This is a genomic window from Bacillus sp. M5A3_1b, from assembly GCF_053345335.1.
This window is the reverse complement of sequence record NZ_JBKEZY010000005.1, coordinates 224,527-248,657: the sequence shown is the minus strand read 5'-3', so window position 1 is coordinate 248,657 and position 24,131 is coordinate 224,527. Positions and strand designations below refer to the sequence as shown.

Genomic DNA, 24,131 nt, shown 5'->3' with positions numbered 1-24,131 from the left:
CCCCATTTTATTAATTGGACAAGACTTATACGGAATTCACTTCCTTCATATACATTACATTTTATAAGTTATATTCTATTCAAAACTTTTGATTTCATAGCAAAAAAGCTGCTCTAGCGCAGTTATATAACTATGCTAGAGCAGCTTTCTTCTCGTTAAAAGTAACGTTTCTTCCAAAAAACAAACGCTAATGTGAAAGATAGTGTTACACATATTATGAGTACAATTACAAAACCATGTGCTTCCCCTTCAAACGGAACCTTTACGTTCATTCCAAAGAAACTAGAAACCATCGTTGGTAACGATAAAATGATTGTAATAGACGTTAACAGTTTCATAACACTATTTAAATTATTTGATATAACGGAGCTAAAAGTATTCATCATTCCACTTAAAATGTGACTATATATTTCCGCCATTTCAATAGCCTGTTTATTTTCAATTAATACATCTTCTAATAAATCTTGATCGTCTTCATACATTTTTAAAAATGTACTGTTACGCATTAATTTTTGAATTACAATTTTATTCGCCTTTAATGATGTTGTAAAGTAAACTAAACTTTTTTCAAGGCCTAGCAATGTGAAAATCTCTTTATTTTTCATCGACTTATTTAATTGATGCTCTAAATCGATTGTTTTTCTGTTAATTTGCTTTAAGTATCTTAAATAATAAGTAGAAATCGTATATAAGAGCTGAAGTGCAAAGCGCGTCTTTTTAAACGTATAAAATTCTTTAATACGTTGATTAATAAAGCGTTCGAAAATTGGGTTTTCTTCTAAACAAATTGTCACAAAGCAATCTGGCATTACAATCATACCTATTGGAATCGTGTCATAAATCGAATTTCCTTCTTCATCATGTCTAACTGTTGGAATATCCACGATTATTAAGGTATTATTGTCTTCCTTTTCAATACGAGAGCGTTCTTCATCATCTAAAGGGTCTTTAATAAAATCTAAGTCTACATTTAAAGTTTGTACTAGATATTGAATTTCTTCTTCCGTTGGATGAAGTACATTAATCCAGCAACCCTTTTGCATTTCCTCAACCTCTTGTAGTTTTCCGTTTCGGTCTGTTAAATAAATATTTAACATACTATCACCCCGATTCTTTTTACATGTAGGAATCTACCTCTCTTACATAACAGTTTTTGAACCGCCATTCTCAGCATATGAAACATACGTTTAAATTTCAATAGAAAAATTATTTTGAAAACGTTTTTATAAGAAAAATATTCTAAAAAAAGAAAAAGACAGAGTGCTCTCTGCCTTAAAAAGCTTATGTTGCCTTTATAACATATTTAGAAAGCATCCACAAGTTAAAGCCAACTGAAATCGTATAACCAGCGTATGTTGAAATAATAAAACTTACATAATCGAAATGCGGAAGCAATACGATATTTAAAACTATCTTTACAATAATGCCAATTACTAATCCTAGCACTGTTTTCTGTTGTTGGTTAATTCCTTGTAACATCGCAGCTGTTACTGTAAAAAGCGAAAATAGTATACAGGCAGGAGCATAATACTGTAAAATAACTCTCCCCATCTCCGGATCATTTCCGGCACCAAATAAAAGAGTATATACTGGTTTTGCTAACAACATCATTCCAATCGCCGCTGGTACCGTAATACCTACTACTAATACATTCGTTCTCGTAAAATGTTTGTACAGTAACTTCATATTCCCTGCTGTATAAGCTTTTGTCATCTCAGGTACGAGAGACATACTAAAAGCAGTCGCAACGGAAACTGGGATGAGTACAACCATCTGAACAAGACCAATTATTGCATTTATCTTCTCCGCTTCTCCTTGCATATACCCTATTTGTATAAGTAGTTTATTAATTGTAAATGTATCAATCGTCTGATACAACGGGATTGCTAAACCAACTACAACAAACGGTATTGAATATGTAAAGAGCTCCTTATACAGTGAGAAGAAAGATTTCGTTGTTTGCGGAATACTCGCCATTTCTTTTTTCTTTAAGTGCTTTCTCCTTCTTATGTAATACGCACTTAAAACAGTTAATCCACCTATCGCTCCCATAAAGGCACCGAACGTTGAAATACCAACTGCTAGCGAGATAGAAGATTTTAAAATATATAAAACGACAAAGCTTCCTATTAAAATGGTTAAGACCCGAAAGAACTGCTCAACAACTACACTTAAAGCAGAAGGCCCCATCGATTGAAACCCTTGAAAGAATCCCCTTAATAAACTCATTACCGGTACAAGTATTAACGCAAAACTTACAATTTGGATATTAGTAGTGACCGCTGCTACACTATTCCCTGTTTGATCATTTCCATCGATTACAAGTTTAGCTAAATGTGGAGCTAATATATATAGCGTAAAACATGAGATTACTCCCATTATTAACATAAAAAAGATACCGCTCTTTAGCACTCTCTTAACCGTATGATAATCATTCAGTTGATCATATTTTGATACCATTTTTGAAACAGCAAGTGGTAGTCCCATCGTCGCAATGCTGAGCATAATCGTATAAGGACGATATGCATATGTGTATAAAACGTAACCACTCGTACCAACCATTGCTGTAAATGGTATAACATATATAAATCCTAACATTTTAGATATCATCGTTGCCATCGTTAAAAATATCGTTCCACGTATAAACGGTGACCCTTTCATCACATTCCTCCGCTACGCTTTATTATTACACATTATGGACAACTCCTTTTTTTTAGAACCGAAACAAATAAAAAAGCCAATGAAAAATCATTGACTTTAACGCGCTGCTTTTTTCTTTTTTAAATACTTTAAACCGAAGTATAGAGCAACAAAGAGAACAGCTCCTATAATTATGTAATGTGTGTAATCAGATGCATACTCTTTAATGTGTCGCCAATTTCCACCAAGCTTTTCACCTAAGTATATAAATAGTATTGACCATGGAATAATCGCAACTACTGTATATAGTGTAAATAGTTTTAACGGCATTTTAGCTAATCCTGCTGGAATAGAGATTGCATGACGTACGACTGGGATAAAGCGTGCAGAAAAGATTACTCCTGCTCCGTAACGCTTAAACCAACCTTCCGCTATGTCTAAATGGTGTTTATTAATAAGTAGATATTTCCCATATTTCTCTACAACCGGACGCCCTCCGTAATATCCAAGCCAGTATAAAAAGATTTGGGCTAAAGTACCACCAATAGTTCCGGCGATAACTGCACCGACAAAACTAATTTTACCATCCGCTACTAAAAATCCAGCATACGAAAGTACAATTTCACTCGGGATAATTTCAATCATTAAAGCTAGTGCTACTCCAAAGTAACCTAAGCTTGCAAAAAATTGCAATAACTGATCTATTATGCTTGCTAACATTTTATTTTCTATCTCCTTTTTTCTTCACATACCATCCCATTATTACATAAAGGTTGCATTTTGCCAATATCTTCATTTCAACAATAGCATCGGCATAAGCATTATTAATCTATTAATGTTTCTTTTTGAGGTTCTTTCATGTAGGCAAACATTTCTTTAATTTGCGCTTCTGTATTTCTAGCAATCGATAAATTAGGCAATTCATTCTCACCAAAAAACTCCACATCTTCTGTTTCAATACTAATTTTCTTTTCACCACCAACAATCTTACAGCCAATAAAAATTTTATATACATGTGTTGCTGAAGGCGATGGTTGATGTTTTTCTTTATCAAATATAGCGAGTAGCTTAAAATCATCTACTTCATAACCCGTCTCCTCTAAAACTTCTTTTGCTGCTACTTCTGTCGGCGTATAACCGATATCAGCCCATCCACCTGGCAATGCCCATTTCCCATCACTTTTTTCTTTCACAAATAATAGTTTTTCATTTTGAAAAATGACTGCCCTTATATCAACTTTAGGTGTTTGATAGCCTGTCTCACTTGCAAATAACTTCTCTACTATTTCCCAATCTGTCTTTGTATAATGTGACATCATTGAAATGGAAATATCCCGTAATTGTTGGAAACGCTCTATATCATACACATCTTTAGAATACGTTAAACCCGCTTGAGCTATAGATTGTATTTGTTTTACCCAATCAACCCACTTAACTGTCATGTTTCCACATCTCCATTCTTTATTAAGTAAATATTACTTCAATTCAATTGATACATCTTTATTATACAAAAAAAGAGATTGATAATGTTCCAATCTCTTTCAAAATTAATCCAATTCATGTAAGTGGTCTTGTATATACTTTCTTCTTTTATTTATATATTCATCAATCATATCAGCTTCTTGATCAAATGTTTCTAATTTTTCTTTCATATATGGATCTTGTAGTAAATATGGGCGAATCGATTCACACAAACCTTCTACTTTCGGCATCATAAATGAAACGGTAAATTGTTCTTCTAATATTTCTTCCAAAATGCTTCGGTATTGTTTTCTAAATACAGGTATATCTAACAATCTTGCACTTAACGTGTTATAACCTTGGATACGAATATACTCATGATTAAGTGGTCTCCCTTGTACATCTCGCCCCCAAGTCGCATCATAATCCCACGGTATCACTTCAAATAAATTTGTTTCATCGTTATGATATAGTGCATAGTTATGAACGAAACCATCAAAGTTTTGTGTAAAAATAACGCCAGCTAACCATCGTAAATATTTATCAACATGCAAAAACTTTCCAATTTCTTTTTCATAAGCTTCCCTCGACAAAGCATTCGCTTGAAATACAAATTCACTCAGCTGTTCTTCACTATTTTTATTCGAATATTTAAATTCATAACCCGCAAAGAGCTCAGTCTTAACATCTTTATCTCTCTCACTCATTAAAGAAAAATTCGCATCATCATCTATCGCATAATAAATAGAACCACTCGGTAATCCTCTATTTTTCAAAAAGTTTTCATCAACTGATTCTAACTGTAAATATACACCTTGAATTTGACCATTAATTTTTATAAATACATGTTGTGATTTTGGTGAAAGTACACCAATATCATGAAAAAAATCTAAAGATAATTTATTTCGTATGAGAGACGGATCCATAAACTCAGAATTTAAATGAATCTCTTTCGCACCTTGAAATTTTTTCGGTTTATAAAACATAACATGATAAGACTTTTTCTCAAATTCACGAATATGAGCGCCTCGGTATACGATATCAATGTCATACTTCTTTTTTCCATAAGTTAATTTTGCTGGCACTGGACTATCTGACCAAATTTCTTTTTTCAATTCCACTAAGTTCATTGGATGAATAAAAAAATCATATGAAGGTAGCATATTTCCCCATCCCTTCTCAGTTCTCTTCATTCAATGTATGCACCTTGCCTTGTCCATACATCCGCTATCATCTATTTATATAAAATTACACTCTTGTCCTGTTCAGAAAGACGTCATATCTCATATCATGTTAAGGAAAAAGAATACCTTTTCAACTTAATACATGATAAGGAGGATTTCTATGAAACGTGATATTAGAAAAGCGGTTGAAGAAATCAAAAGTGCTGGGATGGAGGATTTCTTACACCAAGATCCAAGTACTTTTGAATGCGATGATGATAAATTCACTCATCATAATTGTACAACTGGATGTAAATGTACAACTGGGGGTAAATGTCCAAGAACAAGATGTACTCGCGTGAAACATTGTACTTTCATTACAAAATGTACGCATGTAAAAAAATGGACATTTGTTACGAAATGTACTCGTGTACGTGTTCAAAAATGGACATTTGTTACGAAAGTAACGCGTAGAAAAGAATGCGTTTTAGTTACAAAACGTACTCGCAGAAAACATTGTACTTTCGTTACAAAATGTATACGCTTTGAAAAGAAATTTTTCTGGACAAAACGAAGTTTCTGTAAAAAATGCGAATTCTTCCCTAACAGACACGGTCACTCTTGCGACGATTCGTGTGATGACGGAAAGAAATGGAACGATTGCAAAGATGGTGGACATAAATTCCCATCTTGCAAAAACAAGAAATTCGATCACTTCTGGTATAAAAAACGTAATTGCTAGTTTTTATGCCTACAAAAAAAGGCCGTTTTGCGGCCTTTTTTACGTTTATCCCGCTTTAATGGGCAGTAAGATCCCCACCTCAAAATTCAGCGAAAGCAAAGACGTTAGGTGGGGGACCAACTGCCCATAAAAGTCCGATTGGTTCAACTAATAATCAGTAGGGAATGAAGAAAACCCCTACTGATTAAAGTTTCACTTTATTGAAAATGACTTATATCTGCAAATTGCTTCACTTCACCTTTCCCTTCTTCAAATTCTATTACACTTAGACTAGCACTATGCATAAATGGATCACCCCATACATTTTCTATTTTAATACCCGCAAAATGTCCTACAAGTAGCTTTGCCGCTGCCGCATGAGAAACAATTAATATACTTTCTCCTTTATGCTTTTCTAAAAGAATCTGTATCCCCTCAATTACTCTTTTATAAACAGACTCAAAATTTTCTCCTGATGTTGACTGAAAAAGATGTGGCTCATACCAAAATAACTGTATTTCGTCTGGGTACTGCCTTTCTATATCATCGACTGTCTGTCCTTCCCATATACCCATGTTAATTTCATAGAAATGCTCATCCGCGATTATCGGTACATCACGTTCGCCCTTTATTAACTCTGCAGTATGAAGGGTTCTTTCACTCGGACTACTATAGATCGCATCGATAGGTAAATCTTTCATTCGATCTCCTAATTGCTTAGCTTGTAACATACCATTTTCAGTTAAAGCAGAATTTTTCCTGCCTTGCATTCGTTTCTCTACATTCCATTCCGTTTCACCATGCCTTGTTACATATACCGTTGTCTTCACTTCAATTCCCCCTTACCATGTCGGCCGCAATTCCCACGGTTCTACTCGTCCTACAATCCATTCTTCACATTTACTTTCAATTCCTTTTATTACTCCATCCGATATTTCTTCATGGGTAAGCCATCTCCCGTATGTATCTTCTAATATAAAACCTAATATTATTCTATGGTAGCTACATCGCGTACCACCTATTTTTTGTGCGGGTATACGCGACGCTTTACTACCTAAAATATGAAAAACGTTGTATGTTTCAGACGACAAATCCACTTCTCTACAAATGAATGACAACGTATCCTTCGCACTTGCGTGTACCCATGCGACAACTAATGTTATGGGTCCATTCCACTCAATTGTGCTTTTAATAGCTAGCTTTACATCGTCGTCATTATGATAATCTAATGGAAGACATGTGATATTTTCTGGTATAGCACTCTCTCGCTTAACATTTTCTAATTTCGCTTCATCTCTTCCAATAATAGAAACATGAAACCCTTGCTCACAAAGCCACATAGATACCCTCTTTAGCATTCCCGTTCCACCAATTACTAACGCATGCAACTTCTTCCCCCCTTAGTAAAATGTCATATGAGGTTTATCTTCCCTATAATAATTAATTCGGTCTTGCAATGTCCCTGAATGAAACTCAAACTTATGTCCATCAGGATCAACAAAATATATAGACTCACAATCTCTTACATCCCGTTCTCTTCCTTGTAAAATATGAACATCGTTTTCTTCTAATCGTTGCAGTAGACGTTCAAAGTCTTTCTGTTCAACAGAAAACGCAATATGCGTATAAGATTGATGAATCTCATTTCTCGGAATATGTGTTTCTTCATTAAGTGCTATCCATACTCCACATATGTTAAAATACGCCAATTTTCTCCCTTTAACTAATAATTCTCCCCCTAATACTTTTTCATAAAACATAATAGAGTTTTCTAAATTAGATACCGAAAAACAAATATGATTGATTCCCCTTAACAACTATAATTCCTCCTTATCCAAAAAAAGATGAGCGAAAATTCACTCACCTTTTATTGTACTATTTTTTTGTAATATATGCCCATTTATAACTGAAGTCCCCCCCAAACGTATGATTAGCAATACCTTTTACAAACGGCTTCTCTAAATAAGCTGTGCTTTGTTGATACGTAGGAGAAATTGCTGCATCTTGACCAATTAAGATTTTTTCAGCTTCCGCAAGGGCATTCCAGCGTGCTTTATCATCTTTTAATAGCTCTCCTTTTGATTTTGCTACTAAATCATCATACTTCGGATTAGAATAATCCATTTCATTAAATGAGCTTCCAGTCACAAACATATCAATATAAGTCATTGGATCTGGATAGTCAGGGCTCCATGCAGATAATGAGAATTCATATTCGAATTTCTTTTCTAAATCTAGCTTTTGCTTGTATGGTTGCTGTTTCAAATTCACTTTAATACCAGGTAAGTTTTTCTCTAACTCTTCTTTAATAAAGTCGCCTACTTTTTTACGGCTACCATTATCATCATTTAGTAATTCAACCGTAATTGTATCTTGACCAAGCTCTTTCTTCGCTTCTTCCCATAATTTTTTTGCTTTCGCTGCGTTATCTTTACTATCACGGAAGTTTTTATTTACAGAGCGGAAGTCTTTTCCATCCGGACCTGTCGTGAATTTTTCAGGTACTAAGAAATATGCTGGCAAAGAACCGTCATTTAAAATGACATCAGCAATTCCTTTTTTATCGTATGCTAAATCAATCGCTTCACGTACTTTTTGGTTTTTAAATGTTGCATTTTTTTGGTTAAAACGCAAGAAATACATACGTGGATCTAACTTCGTTTTAAATTCATCTGGCTTATTCTTTTTATATTTATCAACAAATTCAGAAGTTAAAATAACTCGATCTGCTTGATCACTATCATATAAATTTACTCCAGTGCTTGTTTCCTTCACAATACTTACATTAATTTCGTCTAACTTTACAGTATCTTTATCCCAATAATTAGGATTTTTCTTTAACTGATAATTTTGTTCATGTTTCCATTGACTCATTGTAAATGGTCCATTATATAGTAATTTATCTGCTTCTAATCCGTATTTATCTCCTTGCTCTTTCACATATTTTTCATTTAATGGGAAAAATGTAGGGAACGACGTAAGCTCAAGAAAATAAGGTGCTGGTTGCTCTAATTCTACTACCAACGTTTTATCATCCTTCGCTTTAACACCCAATTGATCTGATGGTAATTCTCCTTTATTTACTTTCTGTGCATTTTTCACATCAAATAAAATGAATGCATATTCTGCCGCTATTGCTTTATCTAATGTACGTTGCCATGCATATACAAAATCTTGTGCTCGAACTGGATCACCATTTGACCATTTCGCATCACGTAATTCAAATGTATATGTCTTTTTATCTTCACTAATCTTCACATCTTTTGCCATGCCTGGTGTTGGTTTATTATCTTTATCTAGACGATATAAACCTTCCATTGCATTTACAAAGGCACGGAATGATACAGAATCCGTTGATTTAGATGTATCCATTGAAGGAATTTCAGCTGTTTCTAGCAAATTTAAAACTTGTTTATCTGCCATTTCCTTATTCGATTCTTTCTTCGTTGTCGAAGCCTTCTCACCATTCCCACATCCTGCAACCAATACACTCGTCGTTAACGCAAGTGCAGCAATTGTTGTTGTCTTTCTCTTCATTCTTCCTTCCCCCAATCTATATGTATAAGTTAAATCTTGCATAATATATTTCATTATACAAAAGATTCTGATTATTTTAAATATTTATTTTAACAAACATAGAAAAAAGCGGTCGGAAGTTTCTTTCCAGCCGCTTTGTTGAATCGCATTTACTTGTAATCCATCCTCTATATCAAATGGATTTTGAACCTTAAATATTTCGTCCATCATCTTCAAAAACTCTTCTTCATTTTTAGATTCACCATTAACCGTAAGCGAATACGGTTCCACTTCACCCAATTTATAATCGACAACAAATTGAATCGTCACCTTTTGTCTTGGTGCTCCCGCGTTATATCCTTGGAATTCTACTAATTCTAACCCTTCCGTTCCACGATAATATATCCAACCTGAATTTTGAAAATAATTTTCGAAAGATTCACCTATTGAAAAGAAAGGATATTCATAAAGCGAGCTTGTACGAACCTTTTGTATAACGTCTCGATCAGTCGGAAAAAAGAAATGACTAAAAAATATGCTAGCAACTGCTAAAATAGTAACAATTGTCGCTCCCATTTTGCTCGTTCCGCCGCTATCATGGATAAGATAGTTTTCAACTGATTTATCTTTTATTTCTCTTGCTTTTATTCGGTATATACGTCTTTCCGCAAATTGATAGTATAATCCATTTGCAAAAATCCCCATTCCAAACAGAATAAAAATGAGTAATAAAAACGTAAGAGGCACCATATTAATGATTGGCAATGCTACATTAAAACCCATATAATAAGAAAACGCATCACATGCTACTAATAACAGTAAAAATAATGCTGCAGGTACATAATACTTACGATATCCAAGCCAACCCACATTGAAAATTGCAGCCCAACCATTCCAGCTCCATCTAGCAATCCGCTTATCCTCAAGTTCCCATTTCCTTTTGTAATACCGATATTGTCTACCTACATATACTTCTAATTCCTTGTCTATTAACGAGCATCCTTCACCTTGTTCAGTATGCGAAGTCCGCTGGCAACTTTCACAATTCAACTGATCTCCCTCGCAAAGTCGCCCACAATTTATACATTTCAAAACAATCCCTCTTCCCATCCATACGTCATTTCAAAATACCTTCGTGTTTTAATAACCACTCTTTCCTCCATAAACCGCCCGCATACCCAACAAGCTTCCCGCTCTTTCCTATTACACGATGACATGGAACGATAATTGAAATTGGATTACGACTATTTGCTCCTCCTATCGCTCGTACAGCTTTCGTATTTCCGACCTTCTCTGCAATATCTAAATATGAAGCACTTACGCCATAAGGGATAGTATAAAGCGCATCCCATACATTTTTTTGAAATGCTGTTCCCTCAGCAGACAGCGGGACCGTAAACTCTCTTCTTTTCCCCTTAAAATATTCATCTAGCTCATTTATACATTGATCTATCATTTCATTTTTATGTTCTTCTTGTCTCTCATCAACAAATATAACAGACGTAATTCCTTTATCGTTCGCTGTAATTTCCAGCAAGCCTAATTCACTTTCATAATAAGCCTGGTACATATGTCATCCTCCAATTCAATTCATATTAATTATTGTAACACGAATAGACAAAATTTTTCGTATAAGCGTTTTATTAGGGAAACAAAAACAAGAATGATACAATATAAGAAAATTCAATCTAGGAGGCTATTGGATGAATTCTGAACTTTTTTCACCTTATACAATTAAGGACGTTACATTAAAAAACCGTATCGTTATGTCACCTATGTGCATGTATTCATCAGAAAACGAGGATGGCCAAGTAACTAATTTCCATCACGTTCATTACGGAACAAGAGCTGCTGGTCAAGTTGGTTTAGTTATGATTGAAGCAACAGCCGTGTTACCTGAGGGAAGAATTTCTAATAAAGACCTAGGTATATGGGATGATAGCCTAATTGAAGGCTTACATAAAACAACAACTTTTATACATGATAACGGCGCAAAAGCCGCCATTCAACTTGCTCACGCCGGAAGAAAAGCTGAATTAGAAACGGATGCTCTCGCTCCATCCGCAATTCCGTTTAATGAAACTATGAAAATCCCAGTAGAAATGAATATACAGCAAATAAAAAAGACCATATTAGCTTTTCAAGAGGCTGCAATACGATCCAAACAAGCTGGATTTGACGTTATTGAAATACACGGCGCTCACGGTTATCTTATTAATGAATTTCTTTCTCCACTTTCTAATAAACGGACTGATGAATATGGAGGTTCACCTGAAAATCGCTATCGTTTCTTACGTGAAATCATTGACTCAATAAATGAAGTTTGGAACGGACCGTTATTTGTTCGCATTTCAGCAAACGATTATCATCCTGACGGTTTAACGGTTCAAGATTACGTTCCATATACAAACTGGATGAAAGAACAAGGAGTAGATTTAATTGATTGTAGTTCTGGAGCTGTTGTTCCGGCACACATCGATGTATATCCCGGGTATCAAGTGCAATATGCTAAACATATTAAAGAACATGCTAACATTGCAACTGGGGCTGTTGGTTTGATTACGACTGGAGTACAGGCAGAACAAATTTTAAATAATAACGAAGCAGATTTAATTTTTATCGGACGTGAGTTACTTCGCAATCCTTACTTTCCAAGAATAGCCGCCAATGAACTTAGCTTTGAGTTAGAAGAACCGTATCAATACAAACGAGCACCGGGGAAAATCCATACAAATAAATAAAACCGAGAATAATATGTACTACTGAATCTAGAGGAATAAAAAGTATACTATAAGATAACGTATGTTATTTCATAATATCGTTTTAAGGTGGATCAACATTTTGCTTGATACACCTATTTTTTTATGTATTTATCTCCCTTTCTGAATATGTGACAGGGTTAAAAATCGAATTCCACAATCATGATTACGAAAAAAAACAATTCCTCAGATTAAGTGAGAAATTGTTTTTTCATATGGTTTACATTTTCCCAAATCGTATTACTAGCCTCTCCTTCTGGTTGCCAACATGCTTGTGCAACAGTAAGATGCTTTAACGCGTCTGATAAAGGTGGATACCATTCTTCTTCGTAAAACACTTGCTTAATTCCATTTTGCAACATTTCTTTTTTATTCATTCGTATATCCTCCTTTTGCAAATCTCCCAAAAATACGGAGTAGTACATATAGGACTTTTATATCTTCGGAACCCAATTCCCTTCAGATTTTACTCAAACAGATATAAAAACAGATTATTTCCAAATAGAAAGTATATTCTATTTGATTTATTGGCATTACAAACAATGGATATATGATAGTAGTATATTTTCAAATGAAGTGAAACATTCTTATAAGACGAAATCATCCGTTAGTATAATACGACTCTAAAAATAGCATTGCAATAAATGAGGTCACTTGTCGTACTAGAGTTGGAGACGTATAAAGTGAAACTTTAATCCGCGGGGGTTTTGCTGTCCACAAATAGCGGGATAAGAATGCGATTTGCATAATAAATTATCGTAAAAAAGGAGTGGGCTTCCCACTCCTTTTTTACTTTCTTATAATTGCTAAACTACATGTATTTACTATTCATTCAAGATTCAAACTTGATTTTTAATACATGCCATTTTTCACAATTTTTATTCTATCGTTGTAATTTCATTTGAGTTATAAATATAAATACCCGTTTCTTCTCTCAATGCAGTTATATACATCCCTTTCGCTACATCTTTCGCTGAAATTGGTTTATACTTTTTGAAAGCCCCTTTAAATATAAAAGGAATGATACGAGATAACTTTTCAGCCATTCGTTCACCGAAACGAAATTCTTGTCGATTTCCTACTAATAAAGATGGCCTAAAAATGTGAATACCACCAATAACTAACTTTTGTAATTCCTCTTCCATTCTCCCTTTAACTTGCGAATAAAAGAAAAACGATTTAGGATTTGCTCCCATTGAAGACACAACAAGGAAATTTTGTACCCCTTGTTTTTCAGCTAAACAAGCAGCTCGTAACGTATATTCATAATCTACCTTTTTGAAATTTGCCTTTGTTTTTGCTTTTTTGATTGTCGTTCCTAGACAACTAAATACGTCATCTACAGCAAAAAACTCTTTATATTCCTCTAACGTCGAAAAATCTATTTGCTTTTGCTGTAACTTTTCATGTTGCCATTGCATTGGTTCCCTTACAAAAATAGTAACCGAATCGTAGTAATCTGATTCAAGTAATAGACGCGTTATCTCTTGTCCAACTAAACCACTTGCACCAAGTACTAACGCTGTTCGCTTATTCATATATGCATATACCTCTTATTTTACTTTTCTCTCCTTCAGTAAAATACAACTTTTAGGAGTTTCCTTCTCTCATTTTACCACAAGTAAAGCACTATGCGTACGCATAGTGCTTTACTCACTCTTTTTTCTCATCTTTCTCTCGCAATTTTGTTACTGTTGATGCATCTCCTAAATTACTTATTAATCTTCTTAAAAAAATTAAGACTAAGGCTAATGGGAATACTACCGCTAATATCAATAAAATAGCTTCCATTAAGTAACCCAAACACTCATCCCCCTCTACACCCTCCTTTCAAATATATGAACGTAGCGTTGTCACATATGCATGCATTCCTAAAAATAATACATCCAAATTTGACAACTTTATAACAAAAACAAATCGGAATGATTATTATTTATTGCAACTTTATAAAAGATGTATTATACTAAGTTCGCAAACTAAAACGTAATTATTCCGTTTTGTATTAAAATGATATTTTTCTTCTATAATTGGGGAAAATATATCCGTAAAAAAAGAAAAGAGGAGAACTTCATGCCTAAAAGATTGACTATATTTTCATTTTTACTTATTTTCACTTTAATTTTTACTGGCTGCTCAAATAAAAAAGAAGGTAATGCCAAGAAAGACGGAAAGCTAACTGTTTATACTACTATTTTTCCTCTTGCAGATTTTGCAAAAAAAATTGGTGGCGACTATGTAACTGTTGAAGCGATCTACCCACCTGGTGCAGATTCACATACATTTGAACCAAGTCAAAAACAAACAGTACAAGTTGCAAAAGCCGATTTATTCGTTTATAACGGCGCTGAATTAGAACCATTTGCTGAAAAAATGGAAAAAGCATTGCAAAAGGAAAATGTTAAAATTGTAAATGCATCAAAAGGTATTGAACTGCGTACTTCTACTGAAGAAGAGCATCATGATCACGGAGACGGCCATAAAGAGGATGAACATCATCACGATAAAGACCCGCACATTTGGTTAGACCCTACTTTAGCAATGAAACAGGCAGAAAAAATTAAAAATGCACTTGTAGAATTACAACCTGATCATAAACAAGAGTTCGAAAAAAACTTCGCAGCACTTCAAACAAAATTTACTGATTTAGATGATCAATTTAAAGCAGCTGTTGCGAATGCAAAAACGAAAGACATTTTAGTTTCTCATGCGGCTTATGGATACTGGGAACAACGCTATGGCCTGAAACAAATTGCTATCGCTGGTATTTCAGCTTCTGATGAACCATCTCAAAAACAGCTTGCTGACATTACAAAAACAGTAAAAGAACATAATCTACAATATATTTTATTTGAAACTTTTTCTACTCCAAAAGTAGCATCTGTAATTCAAAAAGAAACGGGTACAAAAATTTTACGCTTAAATCATCTTGCTACTATTTCTGAAGATGATGCGAAGAGCAATAAAGATTATTTCACTTTAATGGAAGAAAACGTAAACACATTGAAAGAAGCTACTAACTAATCAAATTTTTAAAAGAAGCTGAATATGTCATTCAGCTTCTTTTTTATTTGTTCTTACTTGACTTGACCAAAATAACAAGTAAAATTATCCATATTAGCTTTTAAGCTATATTAATTTAGAAGGTGAGTTGGAATTATGACTCTTCACATTCGTGAAGTAACAGAAAAAAATTGGCGTTCATTAGCTGCTTTAAACGTCGCAAAAGACCAGCAGCAATTTATTGAAAGCAATTCGTTTTCTCTAGCAGAATCATTATTTGAAGGAAACGGAACGTCAGTAGGTTTATATGATGGAGAAACACTTGTAGGGTATGCAATGTATGGATGGTATTTTGAAAAACGCAAAAGCGTATGGTTAGATCGCTTTATGATTGACGAGCAATATCAAGGAAAAGGATACGCAAAACGTTTCCTTCGCATACTCATTCAATTCTTACAAGATAAATATGAATGTAAAATAATTTATTTAAGTTTACATCCAGACAACAAACTCGCAATGGGATTATACGAGTCATTTGGTTTCCGTTTAAATGGTGATATTGATGACGATGGTCCAGTTGTAGGTGTTGTAATGGAGTTACTATTAGATCAACATACAAGCCTGTGAAAACAGGCTTTTTATTATCCTTCGTTTTTTGCAATCTAGCATTTTTCTATAAAATACTTAGTTAAGTTAAAAAAATAAGCCTGCAATATATGCAGACTTATTTCACACACTCCCCGAAATGTTCTTGGAACCATTCCTTATTAATATCTTTTCCGATAAACACAACTTCACTTACTCGTTCTTCGCCCTCTTGCCACTCTCTATCATATGATGCAGCAAACAGTGTATGCACACCTTGGAAAACGATACGTTTATCTACTCCATCAATCGATAAAATTCCTTTGTAACGATATAAATACTCCCCTAGCTCTTGAACGACAGCTGACATCCACTCATTTAATTTTTGTAAATCTAACGGTCGCTCCTCGCGTAGTACAAACGACTTTACCCCTTCTAAATGATTATGCTCTGTATGAGGATAAATTTGTAACGTATCTTTCGTTTTAAACGTTTGAATTTGTAGTAACGATGGAATATCTACATCACAGTTAGTCGCCTCGATTAACTTTGCAGTTGGATTAATACCTTGCAGTTCCTGCAATAGATTTTCCTTTTCACTTTCATCCACTAAATCTAATTTATTTACTAAAACGACATCAGCAAATGCAATTTGTTCCTTTGCTTCTAGTCCTTTTTCAAAATGTTTATGTATATGATAACTATCTACTACTGTTACAACGCCGTTAATTTGGTATGCAGATTGAATCACAGGATCTAAAAAGAATGTTTGAATAATCGGACCTGGATTTGCAAGACCAGTCGTTTCAATTACTAATCCATCAAATTCCATTTTACCTTCTGCTTTTACGTCCAGTAATTGTTTTAAAGCGACTAGTAAATCTTCACGTACAGTACAACATAAACATCCATTCGTCATCTCCATAATCTCTTCTTCGACATTCATAATCAGCTGATTATCAATACCAATTTGTCCTATTTCATTTACAATCACTGCTAATTTATGACCGTGATTTTCTGATAAAATGCGATTTAATAATGTCGTTTTCCCTGATCCAAGAAAACCAGTTAATATTGTTACTGGAATCATTTCGTACATCTCCTTATAGCTATATGTTTTTACATTATAGCATATAGAGAAAATCGTTTTTGTAGCAAAACATATTTATTGTATGTACGACACTGTAACTATATAATAATATGTAGCAAGAAAGCCTTTTCAAAAAATGATTCATTCATCAAGGAGGTACTTATAATGGAACGAGTTAAAATGGCCGAAACACTAGAATTTTCTCGTATTATTCAAGGTTTTTGGCGTTTAGCAGAATGGAATATGCCAAAGCAAGAGCTACTTTCTTTTATGGAAGCTTGTATGGATATGGGAATTACTACTTTCGATCATGCTGATATTTATGGCGGATATACGTGTGAAGGATTATTTGGAGAAGCGTTACAACTCAAACCTTCCTTACGCGAAGACATGCAAATTATCACAAAATGTGGAATCGCTCCCCCATCACCAAAATTTCCAGAGCGATATGTTGCGCACTACAATACGAGTGCTGAACATATAATAAAAAGCGCGGAAGACTCACTACAAAACTTACATACAGATTATATTGATGTACTGCTCATTCATCGCCCTGATCCATTTATGGATCCAAATGAAGTAGCAGAAGCGTTCTCACGCTTAAAGCAAGAAGGAAAAGTCCGTCACTTCGGTGTATCTAACTTTTTACCTTCACAGTTTAATATGTTAAGTTCTTATTTAGATTTCCCGCTCATTACAAATCAAATTGAAGTATCTGCGATGCAGCTTGAACATTTCGAAAAAGGAACAATTGATTTATGCCAAGAAAAGCGAATCAATCCTATGATTTGGTCGCCTCTTGCTGGCGGAGAAATCTTTACTGGTCAATCAGAACGTGCTGTACGTTTACGTGAAACTTTACAGAAGGTTGCTACTGAACTAGATGTTACTAGCATCGATACAGTTATGTATGCATGGCTGCTTGCTCATCCAGCTAACATGATGCCAATCGTTGGATCTGGTAAATTAGATCGTGTTAAAACAGCCGCCCTTGCTACAAAAGTTAATTTAGATCGTCAACAATGGTTTACAATTTTCGAAAGCTCTAATGGACATCCTGTACCATAATACACAAAAAGAAGAGCTGTTTCTTTACAGCTCTTCTTTTTCATATGTATTTCTAGTCATGGCAAATACACACATATCCCTTAATCCATTTCCATCTACCGCTACACTCGCACTTTCCAATGTACCTTCTAACTTAAATCCTAATTTCTCCGGTATCGCTCTACTCTTCTTATTTAAAGAATCACATCGAATTTCTACGCGATTTGCTTTCAGCTCAGAAAAAGCATAATCTGTTATACCCTTTGCAGCCTCTACCATATAACCCTTTCCACTAAACCTTGAATCAATCCAATACCCAATTTCAAATTGAGGTATATCCCAATTAATACGATGCAATCCAGCTGATGCAATAAATTCACCTGTTTCTTTCGAAAAAACTAGTAATCTTAAATCCTCACGCTGTAAAAATTGAATATGCGATTTTCTAATGCTCACTTCTACTTCTTCCTCTGTTTGCTCTTTTTGTGCAAAAACCATCCAAGGTTTTAATTCTTTCATAGAAGCTTGAATTGCATCGTATACAGATTTACCGTCACCCGGTTTCGGCATTCGAATAAATAGCCTATCAGTATAAAATTCAGAAGGAAAATCAAATAATAACGGATTCACTTTCAACACTCCTTTTAATTCTTTTATATATAATAATATCCATCTCAAACTATACAGTAAAGAAATTTCTGAATTTTACACATTTTAATTATTTACCTCTACCGCTACACGAACTCCAGATTCAATTGCACCTTGTATCCATCCGTGATATAACGTTGTATGATCACCTGCAAAGTATAATCTCCCCTCTGGTTTTATAATCGCTGGTTGTAGCTCAGATTCTTGACCTGCCTGAAATAGCGCAAATCCTCCAAGTGCATATGGATCCAATGTCCAACTTTTTGATATGCCAGACATGAACTCATCATATACTTGACCGCCTAATATGGTCGCTAAATTTTGTAGTGTGTAATAAATACGATCACCTTTTGATAACCCATCCCATAACAACGCATCATAAGACCATGTATAGCTTCCTAACATCATAGCAGGTCCTTTTTCTCCAATTCCGTGACTTGGATAATAGGCGTAACGAATTGGTAAATCCGTTATAATCCTGCCACCTAATTGTCCTTGTTCTTCCCAAAATCGACTTTTAAATTGAATTCCTATTTTCGTCGCTGGCATATAATGCAATTCGCGAATTGCTTTCCATTTTTCATGAGATATAGAATTAAATGGATCTACTTCCACAAAACGCATTGTCGAGAATGGGATTGTAATAATAACTAAATCCCCATTAATACTACTATATTCAAAAGTTTCCTCGTTTCGATAGAAAGCTGTCACACCATTATCATGTTGTTGTAGCTTCATTAATTTTTGATTATATATAATATTTTCTTCTAATTGTGGTAAAAAGGACTTCGGTAATTTATCATTCCCGCCTACTATTTCACAAAATCCACTCTCCACTTGCATAATATATAAAAAGCGTAACGTCTCAACAAATGACCTTTCCAAAAAACCTTCTAAATCTAATAAAACACCAATCATCTCGATTGTTACTGGTGAAAAGTAAGTATTATATTGATAAGGGTAATACTTTAAAAATTGTCCTGTAGAATATCTCCCAAAATCCTTTACTACAATATCCCAATTTTTCTCTGGGTTCTTTTTTATAAAATTTATAATGGGCTGCACCGCTAACATTAATAGCTCCTCAGACGTTTTCCCAACTTCATTCATTTCCACAGGATACTTTAATATACTTGGATCTTTTTCATATTGTTTTAATGTCGTTTTTCGACCATTTACGTAAACGATATCTGTCTCATTCCTATTAATAAAAGGGCTTACCTGTAGCCCGAATTTTCTTATATATGCCATCGTTAATGTGTGCGAATACGGAATTCTCATTGCCCCAACATCTAAATATAATCCGGTATCTTCCATTCTAACCGTCTCTATGCGGCCACCTACCCGGTTGTTTGCTTCAAAAATCTTCACATCATGTCCTGCAGCTTTTAATAAAGATGCCGAAACCAACCCAGCCATACCGGCCCCTACTACTATAATTCGCTTCGGACGAGTCGTCTTCTTTAACCCTTTATTTATAACTTTTAACGTTTCATCCATCTCAGTGTTATACATTATATCTTTCTGCACAATTCCACCCCTTACTTCATAAAGTGAAACTATAATCAGTGGGGGGTCTTCCCCTACTGATTATTAGTTGAACCAATCGGGCTTTTATGGGCATTAGTGGTTTAGTGCATTTTATTCATAAATTGCTATAAACATAACAACATAGAAAGAGGAATATTCACTAAAAGTACATAAGAGTTAGCTTTCACACCTCTTCACGCTTCGTATAATATAGCAACAGCAAAGAAGGAGTGGTTAAAAATGAAACAAACTTACGACTACCACGCTACAAAGAAGTATTTAGAAGAAAAGAAACAACAACTATGCAACAAACTTAGTTGTAAGCATCTATCTAAAAAAGAGCGTGAACAACTAAAACTTGAGATTGATAACTACGAATATATATTAAATTTAGCCGAAATGAATCATTATGAACGAGGATTTTCTCGTTAAAAGTAAATATAGAATTTATCCACTTTTTATTTTGAGCATTTTATTACGCATTTTTCGTAAGTAAATATATAATAGGATGTACATTAAGATTGAGAGGTATATTCTATGATCAAATTAAGCGTATTAGACCAATCACCTATTTCAGATGGTAGTACAGCAGCCCAAGCTTTTTCACATACAGTTACACTTGCGCAAGAAGTTGAAAAACTCGGATATACACGCTTTTGGGTATCGGAGCATCACAACTCTGTCAGCCTTGCTGGTTCAAGCCCTGAAATACTTATTTCTCATATTGCAGCAAAAACGGATCGTATGAGAGTGGGTTCAGGTGGTGTTATGTTACCGCACTATAGCCCTTATAAAGTTGCTGAGAATTTCCGTGTTTTAGAAGCGCTTTATCCAAATCGTATTGATCTTGGTGTCGGCAGAGCACCTGGTGGTATGCCAATTGCAACTCGCGCACTTCAAGAAGGCAAAATGGTCTCACTTGATCAATACCCAGAACAAATTGCAGATGTTGCAATGTACTTACATGATCAAGTACCAGAAAACCATCATTATGCAAATTTAAAGGCTACTCCTGTCATTCCAACATCTCCCGAGATGTGGATGCTTGGTTCTAGCGGAGAGAGTGCAATGATTGCCGCAAAACAAGGTGCTTCTTTTGCATTCGCACAGTTCATTAACGGATACGGTGGCCCTGAAGTAATGAATGCTTATCAAGAACAGTTCCAACCTTCTTATTTAGGAGATAAACCAAAATCAATCGTCTCTATTTTTGTTATTTGCGGAGAAACGAATGAAGAGGCGGAAAAAATTGCTTCTAGTTTAGATTTATCAATCTTATTACTAGAACAAGGAAAGCGTACAACTGGTACTCCTTCTATCGAAACTGCACAAAATTATTCATACAGCGCTTATGATTTATTCCGTATAAAAGAAAATCGTCAACGTATGATCGTCGGTGATCCATCTTCTGTGAAAGAACAAATCGTAAACTTAAGCAAAGCGTACAATACTGATGAATTTATGATTGTCACAATTACTCATCGATTTGAAGATAAATTGAATTCTTATCGCTTACTAGCAAATGCTTTTCATTTATAATGACAAAAGGGAGATACATCAATTATGATGCATCTCCCTTTTTTACTACTTATTATTTTTGTCGTCTATATATTCAATAGCTTCTTTTAATAGTTCATCAAAATCCTTAGGATAATCATGATTTAAATTGGGTACAACTTTAAACTCATGTTCTATATTCTTATCTCTTAATAATTGTACAAATTGCTGCGTACATTCGAAACAATCTTCATCTTGATCCCCACACACTATATATCCCTTTATATTTTTATTCTGTAACACTCCCAACAACTCATTCCATTCTTCAATCTCTGGAAGCCACGGCGCCACAAAAATAAAACCATCTACATCTATATCTTTTTGTAAAATTGTATACAAAGCTACTCTTGCGCCAGCAGAAAAACCACCAATTATTACACTTTCTACTGTATGATTTTCTATAAACGTAACGTAATGCTCTTTTAATTCCTCTTTCCCTCTATGTATATCATCCCAAACAAATCCATCTGAAAACTGAATTTGCGAAGATTGTGGTAAAGCTAACGTATAGTCTTGTGTCAAAACAGATTTCCAATATGGTTCTATTATTTCTATATTTTCTTGATCCCCGTGCATTGCAATAAATAGTTTTCCTTCTTTATTGCTGTCTAAATATTTCACGTCTGCTCGTTCTGTTTTCTTTGCTAATTCTTCTCTTTCTTTACATAATTGAACCATTTTATGAAACTCTTCAAATTTATGTAGTGGTGTTAAATCATCGTCCGAAATTAAATACTCATTTCCGTACCAAAATCCATTGTCTATAATAGCTTCCTTCATTATCTGTAACGCCTCTTCTTCAAGCCCCGCTGCACTCGCTAGCGCATATTTAAAATTATATATTTGCGCTTTATTCCCCACTACACCTTTAGCATGCTCCATTATATAAGTGTACGCTTCCAAACTCCCTTTATTTGCGTAACAATGTAACGTTTCATTTAATAATTGAATGTAAGTCATACTATTTTTCATACATCCATTCCCCCGTAATCTTTTATAATATTTATTTCTCAAACCTTTATACCATTCTGTAATCACTGTATATAACTCACGCTAACAATACTTAATCATTATTTCTCCTCGTCCAATAAGTTTAGTATAAAGTTTAATAAACAGAAAAATGAATATTTTACTAAACAAAAAAAGACAACAATATACTTATTGTTGTTTTCAATACATCTACCCACTCTTTTGTTTTTTTCTGTCTGGTTTACTTGAAACTAAATAGTGTTTTTCTGAAATATATAAGTCTCTTTTTAATATACGATTTAAATACGGCCCTAATTTCATCCCGCATATAAGGCGATCTTCACTACCTTCAACAATTGGAAACATTTCTTTTTCTGTTACGTATTGATCTACTGCTTTTTGTACGATATCAATTTCTTTAACTAGGTTTAGATTTTCTTCTGTATGTTCAAATACCTCAAGCGTTTCCTTCGTAATAAGAAAACTATTTGTTGGAAATGCAAGTAAATACGGCTTTAACAAATCATAATTTACTGTATAATCATCATTTACTAATACTGTATAAACGATATTAGCATTCTTTTCTAGAAACTTAGCCATCGCTTGTTCTAATTCATCTTTCGTAATTTCACGCTCTTCTTTTCCAGTTCTGAAAAAGCGAAACATTGCATCGCCTCCTTTTTACTATATTATAGCATAAAAGAAAACTGAAAAATGACAAAAAAAGCCATTGAACGAATTTTTCAACGACTTTTTTCTTAATATACTTATATTTATTTTAAGAACGCACTTAGCATCCATACATGTTGTTCTAATGTTGTATGAATCGCTAACAACATGTCTGCTGATGTTTCATCGCCAGCTTCGCCAGCAACTTCCATACCTTCTTTTAATTCTTGAATAAGTGCAGAGTAATCATTCACTAATGTTTGCACCATTTCTTCTGCAGATTCCTTGCTTGTCCCTTCACTCACACTAGATGTTGCAAGATATTCTTTCATTGTCGCTAGCGGTTTACCTTCCAACGCTAAAATACGTTCTGCTAATTCATCAATATTTGTTCCAGCTTCATTGTAAAACTCTTCAAATTTCTCATGTAACGTAAAGAAGTGTGGTCCTGTCACATACCAGTGATAATTATGTAGTTTCACATATAACACATTCCAGTTTGCTACCTGCTTGTTTAATACTTCAACAACATTTGTTTTCGTACTCATACAATCCACTCCTCTTATCATTTCATAATGTTTATCTTTTAATAACATAGTTACATGTTACCATACATTTCCTATCCTTTCGAACGATTGGCTCATATGTAACAAAGTTTTAACACCTTTAATACTTCCCTAATATCTTTTAATTCATGTATGTTTTCAAACACTTCATACGTCTAATTGTCCAAGCTCATACATATGCATAATAGTAAATCAAGCTCATCGTAGTAG

The 24,131-nt window shown here is 34.2% G+C and carries 26 protein-coding genes and 1 pseudogene; 7 read left to right on the top strand and 20 right to left on the bottom strand.

The genetic code is table 11. From position 1 onward, the window contains the following. Positions 1-155: 155 nt before the first annotated feature. From ACLBWW_RS16175 to cotH, 5 genes are all read right to left on the bottom strand, one after another. Entirely contained in the window at positions 156-1,097 is a 942-nt protein-coding gene (locus ACLBWW_RS16175; protein WP_000932392.1) for a magnesium transporter CorA family protein, read from the bottom strand. A 184-nt stretch (positions 1,098-1,281) separates the two neighbouring features. Next, a complete protein-coding gene (locus tag ACLBWW_RS16170) occupies positions 1,282-2,661 on the bottom strand; it encodes a putative polysaccharide biosynthesis protein (protein ID WP_048543127.1) in 1,380 nt (459 codons plus the stop codon). A 96-nt stretch (positions 2,662-2,757) separates the two neighbouring features. After that, entirely contained in the window at positions 2,758-3,360 is a 603-nt protein-coding gene (locus ACLBWW_RS16165; protein ID WP_000881203.1) for a DedA family protein, read from the bottom strand. A 104-nt stretch (positions 3,361-3,464) separates the two neighbouring features. After that, entirely contained in the window at positions 3,465-4,082 is a 618-nt protein-coding gene (locus ACLBWW_RS16160) for an NUDIX hydrolase N-terminal domain-containing protein (protein WP_048543128.1), read from the bottom strand. 105 nt (positions 4,083-4,187) lie between these two features. Beyond that, positions 4,188-5,264, bottom strand: a complete 1,077-nt coding sequence (gene cotH / locus ACLBWW_RS16155; protein WP_048543582.1) for a spore coat protein CotH — start codon at positions 5,262-5,264, stop codon at positions 4,188-4,190. 181 nt (positions 5,265-5,445) lie between these two features. Between cotH and exsB the strand changes: the two genes are divergently transcribed. Further along, positions 5,446-6,006, top strand: coding sequence for an exosporium protein ExsB (gene exsB / locus ACLBWW_RS16150; protein WP_447614130.1), 561 nt, complete (start codon positions 5,446-5,448; stop codon positions 6,004-6,006). A 197-nt stretch (positions 6,007-6,203) separates the two neighbouring features. On the opposite strand, the gene ACLBWW_RS16145 is transcribed toward exsB, so the two are convergent. The 6 genes from ACLBWW_RS16145 to ACLBWW_RS16120 form a co-directional block, all read right to left on the bottom strand. Next, positions 6,204-6,815, bottom strand: a complete 612-nt coding sequence (locus ACLBWW_RS16145) for a phosphoserine phosphatase 1 (RefSeq protein WP_098048543.1) — start codon at positions 6,813-6,815, stop codon at positions 6,204-6,206. A 12-nt stretch (positions 6,816-6,827) separates the two neighbouring features. Beyond that, positions 6,828-7,373 (bottom strand): short-chain dehydrogenase, encoded by a 546-nt coding sequence (locus ACLBWW_RS16140; RefSeq protein WP_098077143.1) that lies wholly within the window; start codon positions 7,371-7,373, stop codon positions 6,828-6,830. A gap of 12 nt (positions 7,374-7,385) precedes the next feature. Further along, a complete protein-coding gene (gene fosB, locus ACLBWW_RS16135) occupies positions 7,386-7,802 on the bottom strand; it encodes a FosBx1 family fosfomycin resistance bacillithiol transferase (protein WP_000943776.1) in 417 nt (138 codons plus the stop codon). A 58-nt stretch (positions 7,803-7,860) separates the two neighbouring features. Next, on the bottom strand, positions 7,861-9,522 hold the full coding sequence (locus tag ACLBWW_RS16130; RefSeq protein WP_098048545.1) for a peptide ABC transporter substrate-binding protein: 1,662 nt from the start codon (positions 9,520-9,522) through the stop codon (positions 7,861-7,863). Positions 9,523-9,606: 84 nt separating this feature from the next. After that, complete coding sequence (locus tag ACLBWW_RS16125) at positions 9,607-10,611, bottom strand: DUF2628 domain-containing protein (protein ID WP_088110210.1); 1,005 nt, start codon at positions 10,609-10,611, stop codon at positions 9,607-9,609. Positions 10,612-10,618: 7 nt separating this feature from the next. Next, positions 10,619-11,071, bottom strand: a complete 453-nt coding sequence (locus tag ACLBWW_RS16120) for a methylated-DNA--[protein]-cysteine S-methyltransferase (protein WP_048543142.1) — start codon at positions 11,069-11,071, stop codon at positions 10,619-10,621. 133 nt (positions 11,072-11,204) lie between these two features. Here ACLBWW_RS16120 and namA point away from each other — a divergent pair, with 133 nt between their 5' ends. Continuing rightward, positions 11,205-12,242 (top strand): NADPH dehydrogenase NamA, encoded by a 1,038-nt coding sequence (gene namA, locus ACLBWW_RS16115; RefSeq protein WP_048543144.1) that lies wholly within the window; start codon positions 11,205-11,207, stop codon positions 12,240-12,242. Positions 12,243-12,472: 230 nt separating this feature from the next. On the opposite strand, the pseudogene ACLBWW_RS16110 reads toward namA, so the two are convergent. The 3 genes and pseudogenes from ACLBWW_RS16110 to ACLBWW_RS16100 form a co-directional block, all read right to left on the bottom strand. Then, a pseudogene (locus ACLBWW_RS16110) lies at positions 12,473-12,637 on the bottom strand (DinB family protein); the annotation flags it as partial. A 501-nt stretch (positions 12,638-13,138) separates the two neighbouring features. Then, positions 13,139-13,798: an oxidoreductase gene (locus ACLBWW_RS16105; RefSeq protein WP_048543146.1), complete on the bottom strand. Its 660-nt coding sequence runs from the start codon at positions 13,796-13,798 to the stop codon at positions 13,139-13,141. Positions 13,799-13,913: 115 nt separating this feature from the next. Further along, positions 13,914-14,063 (bottom strand): hypothetical protein, encoded by a 150-nt coding sequence (locus ACLBWW_RS16100; RefSeq protein WP_000540924.1) that lies wholly within the window; start codon positions 14,061-14,063, stop codon positions 13,914-13,916. Between the two features lie 267 nt (positions 14,064-14,330). Here ACLBWW_RS16100 and ACLBWW_RS16095 point away from each other — a divergent pair, with 267 nt between their 5' ends. Both ACLBWW_RS16095 and ACLBWW_RS16090 read left to right on the top strand, forming a co-directional pair. Further along, the gene (locus ACLBWW_RS16095; RefSeq protein WP_001126161.1) at positions 14,331-15,281 is read left to right on the top strand and encodes a metal ABC transporter substrate-binding protein; all 951 of its coding nucleotides are present in this window, start codon (positions 14,331-14,333) and stop codon (positions 15,279-15,281) included. Positions 15,282-15,416: 135 nt separating this feature from the next. Beyond that, on the top strand, positions 15,417-15,887 hold the full coding sequence (locus ACLBWW_RS16090; RefSeq protein ID WP_447614129.1) for a GNAT family N-acetyltransferase: 471 nt from the start codon (positions 15,417-15,419) through the stop codon (positions 15,885-15,887). Between the two features lie 97 nt (positions 15,888-15,984). Here ACLBWW_RS16090 and ACLBWW_RS16085 read toward each other — a convergent pair whose 3' ends face one another. Beyond that, entirely contained in the window at positions 15,985-16,935 is a 951-nt protein-coding gene (locus ACLBWW_RS16085) for a CobW family GTP-binding protein (protein WP_048543148.1), read from the bottom strand. Positions 16,936-17,100: 165 nt separating this feature from the next. On the opposite strand from ACLBWW_RS16085, the gene ACLBWW_RS16080 reads away from it, so the two are divergent. Beyond that, positions 17,101-18,003 carry an aldo/keto reductase gene (locus tag ACLBWW_RS16080; RefSeq protein ID WP_048543149.1) on the top strand — a complete coding sequence of 301 codons (903 nt, stop codon included), beginning with the start codon at positions 17,101-17,103 and terminating at the stop codon, positions 18,001-18,003. 24 nt (positions 18,004-18,027) lie between these two features. Here the strand turns inward: ACLBWW_RS16080 and ACLBWW_RS16075 are convergent, their stop codons facing one another. Next, complete coding sequence (locus ACLBWW_RS16075; RefSeq protein WP_048543150.1) at positions 18,028-18,612, bottom strand: GNAT family N-acetyltransferase; 585 nt, start codon at positions 18,610-18,612, stop codon at positions 18,028-18,030. An 84-nt stretch (positions 18,613-18,696) separates the two neighbouring features. Beyond that, on the bottom strand, positions 18,697-20,160 hold the full coding sequence (locus ACLBWW_RS16070; protein ID WP_048543151.1) for a flavin monoamine oxidase family protein: 1,464 nt from the start codon (positions 20,158-20,160) through the stop codon (positions 18,697-18,699). A gap of 240 nt (positions 20,161-20,400) precedes the next feature. Here ACLBWW_RS16070 and ACLBWW_RS16065 point away from each other — a divergent pair, with 240 nt between their 5' ends. Both ACLBWW_RS16065 and ACLBWW_RS16060 read left to right on the top strand, forming a co-directional pair. Further along, positions 20,401-20,592 carry a DUF3896 family protein gene (locus ACLBWW_RS16065; RefSeq protein ID WP_048543153.1) on the top strand — a complete coding sequence of 64 codons (192 nt, stop codon included), beginning with the start codon at positions 20,401-20,403 and terminating at the stop codon, positions 20,590-20,592. A 105-nt stretch (positions 20,593-20,697) separates the two neighbouring features. Then, positions 20,698-21,699, top strand: a complete 1,002-nt coding sequence (locus tag ACLBWW_RS16060; protein WP_048543155.1) for an LLM class flavin-dependent oxidoreductase — start codon at positions 20,698-20,700, stop codon at positions 21,697-21,699. A 45-nt stretch (positions 21,700-21,744) separates the two neighbouring features. Here ACLBWW_RS16060 and ACLBWW_RS16055 read toward each other — a convergent pair whose 3' ends face one another. From ACLBWW_RS16055 to ACLBWW_RS16045, 3 genes are all read right to left on the bottom strand, one after another. After that, positions 21,745-22,689, bottom strand: coding sequence for an alpha/beta hydrolase (locus ACLBWW_RS16055; protein WP_048543157.1), 945 nt, complete (start codon positions 22,687-22,689; stop codon positions 21,745-21,747). Positions 22,690-22,896: 207 nt separating this feature from the next. Next, positions 22,897-23,352: a DUF3939 domain-containing protein gene (locus ACLBWW_RS16050; protein WP_048543159.1), complete on the bottom strand. Its 456-nt coding sequence runs from the start codon at positions 23,350-23,352 to the stop codon at positions 22,897-22,899. Positions 23,353-23,459: 107 nt separating this feature from the next. After that, positions 23,460-23,903, bottom strand: coding sequence for a Dps family protein (locus tag ACLBWW_RS16045; protein ID WP_000105195.1), 444 nt, complete (start codon positions 23,901-23,903; stop codon positions 23,460-23,462). Between the last annotated feature and the right edge of the window lie 228 nt (positions 23,904-24,131).